Annotated in this window: 5 protein-coding genes and 1 pseudogene; 4 read left to right on the top strand and 2 right to left on the bottom strand. The window is 63.4% G+C overall.

Annotated features, from left to right (window positions below):
• From EN914_RS18440 to EN914_RS18430, 3 genes are all read left to right on the top strand, one after another.
• Positions 1 to 683, top strand: a 683-nt coding sequence (locus tag EN914_RS18440) for a biotin/lipoyl-containing protein (protein WP_127389192.1), incomplete at its 5' end; no start/stop codon positions are given.
• Positions 684 to 790: 107 nt separating this feature from the next.
• Positions 791 to 4,318, top strand: coding sequence for a DNA polymerase III subunit alpha (gene dnaE, locus EN914_RS18435; RefSeq protein ID WP_024503588.1), 3,528 nt, complete (start codon positions 791 to 793; stop codon positions 4,316 to 4,318).
• A 55-nt stretch (positions 4,319 to 4,373) separates the two neighbouring features.
• Positions 4,374 to 5,177, top strand: a complete 804-nt coding sequence (locus EN914_RS18430) for a potassium channel family protein (RefSeq protein ID WP_024503587.1) — start codon at positions 4,374 to 4,376, stop codon at positions 5,175 to 5,177.
• Between the two features lie 12 nt (positions 5,178 to 5,189).
• On the opposite strand, the gene EN914_RS18425 is transcribed toward EN914_RS18430, so the two are convergent.
• Positions 5,190 to 6,071, bottom strand: a complete 882-nt coding sequence (locus EN914_RS18425; RefSeq protein ID WP_013531939.1) for a DMT family transporter — start codon at positions 6,069 to 6,071, stop codon at positions 5,190 to 5,192.
• Positions 6,072 to 6,268: 197 nt separating this feature from the next.
• Here EN914_RS18425 and EN914_RS18420 point away from each other — a divergent pair, with 197 nt between their 5' ends.
• Positions 6,269 to 6,775 (top strand): hypothetical protein, encoded by a 507-nt coding sequence (locus EN914_RS18420; RefSeq protein WP_127389191.1) that lies wholly within the window; start codon positions 6,269 to 6,271, stop codon positions 6,773 to 6,775.
• 6 nt (positions 6,776 to 6,781) lie between these two features.
• Here EN914_RS18420 and EN914_RS18415 read toward each other — a convergent pair.
• Positions 6,782 to 6,967, bottom strand: a pseudogene (locus tag EN914_RS18415) (DNA polymerase IV); the annotation flags it as partial.

Genomic DNA, 6,967 nt, shown 5'->3' with positions numbered 1-6,967 from the left:
CTTTCATATCGGAGGAATATCCCGACGGTTTCGCGCCGGTCGTGCCGAACGACGACGAGAAAGCGGTGCTGGCGTCGATCGCGACCGCAGTGGAACTGCTGCGACGTGATCGGCTTGACCGGCTGGGCGGGCGCCTGGCGCCGCATTCGGGAGCGCTGAAGCGCGACTGGGTCGTGAAGATCGATGATGACTATCTGTCGGCGTCCATCATCGAGGGCATGATTTCCATTCCGATGGAAGTCGATCTGTCGATCGCGGGCGGCAAGGCGCTGACCGTTGCATCCGACTGGCGGCCGGGCGATCTGGTCTGGCGCGGTACGGTCGGCAAGCGCAAGGTTACGGCTCAGGTCAGGCCGGTCGCCAATGGCTTTCGCATCGCCTGGAAAGGCATGTCGGTGACCGCGCGCGCCATGCTGCCGCGCACCGCCGAACTGGAAAGGCTGATGCCCGAAAAGGTGGCGCCGGACACGTCGAAGCTGCTGCTTTGCCCGATGCCCGGCCTTGTCGTGTCGATTGCCGTTGCCGAAGGCCAGGAGGTCAAGGCAGGCGAGACATTGGCTGTGGTCGAAGCGATGAAGATGGAAAACGTGCTGCGTGCCGAACGCGACCTTGTCGTCTCCAAACTCAACGCCAAGCCGGGCGACAGCCTGGCTGTCGACGCCGTGATCATGGAGTTTGCTTAGGGCTAGCCGGGCAGGCAGCCTGTGATCAGCAGTGGTTTGTGCTGGACTGGCATGGCGCGGTCCCGGACAATACATCTCCATCGACTCAAGGACCTTCACGCAGCACCATGGCCGACGAAAAACTCCCCCGCGATCCCTTGAAGCGAGAAGCGGCGATTGCTGCGGCGCGGCCGGAGGCCCCGGCGCGGCCCTTCGTCCATTTGCGCGTGCATTCGGCCTATTCGCTGCTGGAAGGCGCCTTGCAGATCGGCAAGGTGGTGGCTCATGCGGTCAAGGACGAAGCCCCGGCCATCGCCGTTACCGACACCAACAACCTGTTCGGCGCGCTCGAATTCGCGCAGAAGGCGGTGAAGGACGGCATCCAGCCGATCATCGGCTGCCAGACGGCGCTCGCCTTTTCCGGCGAAAACAGCGATGGCCAGCGCGACCGCCGACGGCAAGGTCCCGATATGCGGCCGGTCGTCCTGCTTGCCGCGACCGAGGCGGGCTATTCCAATCTGGTCAGGCTGGTCAGCCGCGTCTACCTCGAAACGCCGCCGGGCGAAGCCGTGCACCTGACCACCGAAATGATGGAAGGCTATTGTGACGGGTTGATCTGCCTCAGCGGCGGACCGCGCGGACCGATCGGCACCGCGCTCAAGGAAGATCGCCGCGATCTGGCCGAAGCCCGGCTTTTGACCCTCAAGGAGATGTTCGGCGACCGGCTCTATGTCGAGCTTGACCGGGTTTCCGGTTATGATCGCGTGATCGAAAAATCCTCGATCGATCTGGCCTATGCCCATGAACTGCCGCTGGTCGCCACCAACGAGGCGTTCTTTTCCTCTCGCGACGACTATGATGCACATGACGCGCTGATTGCCATTGCCGAGGGATCGGTCGTTGCCGCTGACAACCGCCGCCGGCTGTCGCCCGACAATTTCCTGCGCAGCCAGGCCGATATGGCAAGGCTCTTTGCCGACCTGCCGGAGGCGATCGACAACACTGTCGAGATCGCGCTGCGCTGCTCCTATTACCCGAAGAACCGCAATCCGATCCTGCCGCGCTTCACCGGCGGCGATGTCGCAGACAATGACGCCGCCGTGCAGGCGGAAGCCGACGAACTGGCCCGCCAGGCCCATGAGGGGCTCGACGCGCGCCTTGCCATGCATGGCCCGACCGCGGGCTATACGGTCGAGCAATACCGCGAGCGGTTGAACTTCGAGCTTGGCATCATCACCAAGATGAAGTTTCCCGGCTACTTCCTGATCGTTGCCGACTTCATCAAATGGGCCAAGGCGCAAGGCATTCCGGTCGGGCCTGGCCGCGGTTCGGGCGCAGGCTCGCTGGTCGCCTATTCGACCACCATCACCGACATTGATCCGCTGCGCTTCTCGCTGCTGTTCGAGCGCTTTCTCAATCCCGACCGCGTGTCGATGCCCGACTTCGACATCGACTTCTGCCAGGATAGGCGCGAGGAGGTCATCCGCTACGTCCAGCAGAAATACGGCCGCGACCAGGTCGGCCAGATCATCACCTTCGGTACGCTGCAGGCGCGCGCCGTGCTGCGCGACGTCGGCCGCGTCCTGCAGATGCCCTATGGCCAGGTCGACAAGCTCTCCAAGATGGTGCCGCAGAACCCGGCCAATCCGGTCAAGCTCGCCGACGCCATCGCCAACGAGCCGCGCTTTGCCGAAGAGGCCGAGAGGGAGCCGATCGTCCAGACGCTGCTCGACATGGCGCAGAAGCTGGAAGGCCTCTACCGCCATGCCTCGACGCACGCCGCCGGCATCGTCATCGGCGACCGGCCGCTGTCGGAGCTGGTGCCGATGTACCGCGATCCGCGCTCGGACATGCCCGTCACCCAGTTCAACATGAAATATGTCGAGCAGGCCGGACTGGTGAAGTTCGACTTCCTCGGCCTGAAGACGCTGACCGTGCTGGAGACGGCGGTGAAGCTGATCCGCCGGCGCGGCATCGAGATCGACCTGGCAACCATCCCGCTCGACGATCCCGAGACCTACGCCATGCTGTCGCGCGGCGAAGTGGTCGGCGTGTTCCAGGTGGAAAGTGCCGGCATGCGCAAGGCGCTGATCGGCATGCGGCCCGACTGCATCGAGGACATCATCGCGCTGGTCGCACTGTATCGACCCGGCCCGATGGAAAACATCCCGACCTACAACGCCCGCAAGCATGGCGAGGAGGAGATGGCCTCGATCCATCCCAAGATCGACCATCTGGTGAAGGAGACGCAAGGCGTCATCGTCTACCAGGAACAGGTGATGCAGATCGCGCAGGAGCTGTCGGGCTACTCGCTCGGCGAAGCCGATCTGCTGCGCCGCGCCATGGGCAAGAAGATTCGCGCCGAGATGGACAAGCAGCGCGAGCGCTTCGTCTCCGGCGCGGTCGAGCGTGGCGTCGGCAAGCCGCAAGCCGACTTCATTTTCGACCTGCTGGCCAAGTTCGCCGACTATGGTTTCAACAAATCGCACGCCGCCGCCTATGCGGTGGTTTCATACCAGACCGCCTATCTCAAGGCGCATTATCCGGTCGAGTTCCTGGCGGCGTCGATGACGCTCGACATGGGCAACACCGACAAGCTCGCCGATTTCCGCCAGGACGCGCTGCGCCTCGGCATCGAGGTTCTCGCGCCGTCGGTGACATCGAGCTTTCGCCCCTTCGAGGTCGGCGAGAACCGCATCTACTATTCGCTGGCAGCGCTCAAGGGCGTCGGCGACGCGGCGGTCGAGCACATCGTTGCCCAGCGTGGCGAAAAGCCGTTCAAGAACCTCGCCGATTTCTGCGAGCGGGTCGATCCCAAGATCGTCGGCAAGCGCGTCTTCGAAAGCCTGATCATGGCCGGCGCGCTCGACTGCTTCGGCCACGACCGCGCGTCGATGATGGCGGGCGTGGAGCGCATGATGGGGCTGGCGTCGCTGGCGCAGCAGAACGCGGTTTCCGGACAGCACGACATCTTCGGCGCCTCGCTCGGCGCCCAGTCGCAGGCACTCAATCTGCCGGCGACAGAGCCGTGGCTCGCCGCCGACCGGCTGCACCGTGAATTCCAGGTGGTCGGCTTTTACCTCTCGGCCCACCCGCTCGACGAGTACAAGGCGGCCCTGCAGAAGATGCGGGTGCAAACGTGGGCCGAGTTCTCGGCGGCCGTCAAACGCGGTGCCGCCGCCGGCCGCCTGGCCGGCACGGTGACATCCAAGCAGGAACGCAAGACGCGCACCGGCAACAAGATGGGCGTCATCGCCTTTTCGGATACGTCAGGCCAGTACGAAGCCGTGCTGTTTTCGGAAGGACTGGCACAGTATCGCGACCTGCTCGAGGCCGGCCGCTCCGTCGTCATCACCGTTGCGGCCGAGGACAGGCCGGAAGGCGTCAATCTGCGCATCAACTCGGTGCAGTCGCTGGAGGATGAGGCAAGTCGCATCCAGAAGGCGCTGCGTATCTTCGTGCGCAACGCCACGCCGATCAACACGCTGGCCGGCCAACTGACCGTCAGGGGCGAAGGCCAGGTCAGTTTCGTGCTGATCAAGGAAGAAGGCGAGGGGGAAATCGAGATAGAGCTGCCGAACCGCTACCGTATCTCGCCGCAGATCGCCTCGGCGATGCGCGCGGTGCCGGGCGTGGTCGAAGTGGAACTGGTGTGATCACCGCTCTTCCTGGTAGGCGGCAATTAGCCGGGCGGCTCTTGCCGCAATCGTCATGAAAGCGGCGGACAAGAACGGATTGCAGGAAAATTCGGCGATGACGCGGCTGCGCGACAGGCTGCGCAAGCTCTATCACGGGCGCACGCCGGCCGCTTTCCGGTTCCAGCTGGTGGCTGTGGTCATCGACCTCGCCATCATCGCCTTCTTCATCGCGACGCCGGTTCTCCAGGACAAGCCGTCATTCCTCTGGCTCGACTATTCGGCGGCCGCGCTGGTTGCCGCGGACCTCGCTGCCCGCCTGCTTGCCTCCAAGAACATGCTGCGGCTGATGAAGCAGCCGACGTCGTGGGTCGATGTCTTCATCCTCTTGACGCTGCTGATGCCAACGGCGTTTGCCAATCTCGCCTTCCTGCGCATCCTGCGGCTGTGGTCGCTGTCGCGCAGCGGTTCGCTCTGGCGGCATTTCGAGATGCGAGGACTGCGGCCGTGGCGAGAGGCCAGCCACGCGGTCATCAACCTGTTGACCTTCCTGTTCGTCATCACCGGCTTCGTCTACACGTTCTTCTTTCGCACTGGCGCTGGCCTGGAAAACTATATCGACGCGCTTTATTTCACTGTCGCCACGGTGACGACGACCGGCTTCGGCGACATCGTGCTGCCGGGCATGGCCGGCAAGCTGACGGCAATCGTCACCATGATCATCGGCATATCGCTGTTTGTCAGACTGGCTCAGGCGATCTTCCGGCCAGCCAAGGTGTTGTTTCCCTGTCCGCAGTGCGGCTTGCGGCGGCACGAGCCGGACGCCGTGCATTGCAAGGCCTGCGGCCATCTTCTCAACATACCCGACGAAGGGAACTGACGGCCGGCGGGACTACGACGCCGCCACTTCGGCCGGCTTTATCTGCCTGCGCTGCAGATTGAGCAGATTGCCCATCAGGATCAGCAGCGCGCCGCCGGCGGTGAAGGCGTCGATCTGCTCGCTATAGAGCAGCCAGCCGATCAGTGCCGATAGCGGCACGCGTAGAAAATCCATCGGCGAGACGATGGTCGCGTCGGCATAGCCAAGCGCGCGGGCCATGCAGAAATGCGACGACATGCCGGTGAAGGCGATCAGCACGATCCATGGCCATAGCTCCAGTGGCGGGTTGCGCCACGTATAGAGCGCCGGGATGAGACCGACCACCGACTGGACAATCAGCATCCAGCAGATGATGCGTACGACGCTGTCCGTCCGGGTCAGCGACTTGACGGTGACCACCGAGATGCCGAAGCAGGCCGCGGCGCCCAGCACGACGAGATGTCCAGGATCGACCGAGCCGACACCGGGGCGCACGATGATCACCACGCCGATCAGCCCCAGCGCGATCGCTGCCAACTTGGGCCGGTTCAGCCTTTCGCCCAGAAAGATCACCGCCAGGATAGCTGTCCAGATCGGAGTGGTGAATTCGATCGAGATCAACACGGCCAGCGGAATCAAGGTGAGGGCGTAGAGCCATGCCGCCTGGCCCGTGTAATGGATGACGTTGCGGGCGATATGGGCAACCGGGCGCTGCGTGCGCATGGCTTGAAAGCCGCCACTCATCATCACCAGCGGCAGCAGGATGAAGAAGCCGATCACGGAGCGCAACTCCAGCACTTGGAAGACGTTGAGCTCCGCTGTCGTGGCCCGGCCGGCGACCGTCATGCCAAGGAACGAGGCGATAGACAGCGCCATCCAGAACGCGGCCTTGGGGATCGAGGGGGTGGGTGCCATTCGCGCTATGTCGCAGGCCAGCACCTCTGCCGCAACCGCTAGCCAAGGCATTCTTCTGGGCCAGTCGCGACTGGCTCGAAGTTGTAAAACAGTCATGTGGCGGACGGAACCTGAAACGGCAGGTGGCGTTGAGTCCCGATGGTCAGCCGTGCTCGTGGATCGCCCCGCCTTTTTTCGAAACGACAAGGAGAGCTTCGATGAGATCCTTCGCGCAATTCGCGCTTACCGGCGGTCTATTGGTTGCGGCAGGCGCAGCACATGCCGACGAGACCCAATTTCTCCAGTCGTTCAAGGGCAATTTCGCCGGCAAGGGCACTGTCCAGGTAACCACGGATGCTCCGAACGTCAGCGTATCGTGCAGCTTCAAGTCGAATGCGACCTCAACCTCGCTATCGCTGGATGGAAATTGCCGCGGTCTCATTGTGGTGTCGCGGGCCATCAGCGCCAATCTGAAAGTTACAGGTGCCAAATACAGCGGCACCTATGTCGGCTCTCGCACGGGACCGGCGCAACTCAACGGCAGCCGTTCGGGCAATGCGATCAACCTGGGCATTCGCTGGGCCAAGGAGGTCAATGGCGACCGAAGGGCGCAGATGAAGGTCGAGAAACGCGGCGAGAACGGCATGCGGCTGACCGTCATCGACACCGACCCGAAAACCGGCAAGAGCGCGGTGACGAGCAGGATAGACTTGCAGCGCACCTGACGAAGATCAATCTTCGAGCGGCTCCGGCGGATGGGCATCGCGGCCCTTGCCGAATGTGTAGCCGGTTTCCACCGCTTTGCGGCCGAACTTGTCGCGCAAGGCATCGATGGCGCCTTCAGCCATGGCGCGCTTGCGCGACTGGATGTCGACCAGATCGGGCGGGTCGGCCTTGTCATCGTCCGAGAGGTCGCT

Source organism: Mesorhizobium sp. M7A.F.Ca.CA.001.08.2.1 (genome assembly GCF_003998455.1).
In the GTDB taxonomy this organism is placed as follows: Bacteria; Pseudomonadota; Alphaproteobacteria; order Rhizobiales; family Rhizobiaceae; genus Mesorhizobium; species Mesorhizobium ciceri.
Note: the sequence above shows the minus strand (reverse complement) of the source record. Positions and strands in the feature narration are given on the sequence as shown.

Coding starts and splice junctions, on each gene's coding strand:
- dnaE (WP_024503588.1), top strand. CDS start 791: ATGGCCGACGAAAAACTCCCCCGCGATCCCTTGAAGCGAGAAGCGGCG.
- EN914_RS18430 (WP_024503587.1), top strand. CDS start 4,374: ATGAAAGCGGCGGACAAGAACGGATTGCAGGAAAATTCGGCGATGACG.
- EN914_RS18425 (WP_013531939.1), bottom strand. CDS start 6,071: ATGGCACCCACCCCCTCGATCCCCAAGGCCGCGTTCTGGATGGCGCTG.
- EN914_RS18420 (WP_127389191.1), top strand. CDS start 6,269: ATGAGATCCTTCGCGCAATTCGCGCTTACCGGCGGTCTATTGGTTGCG.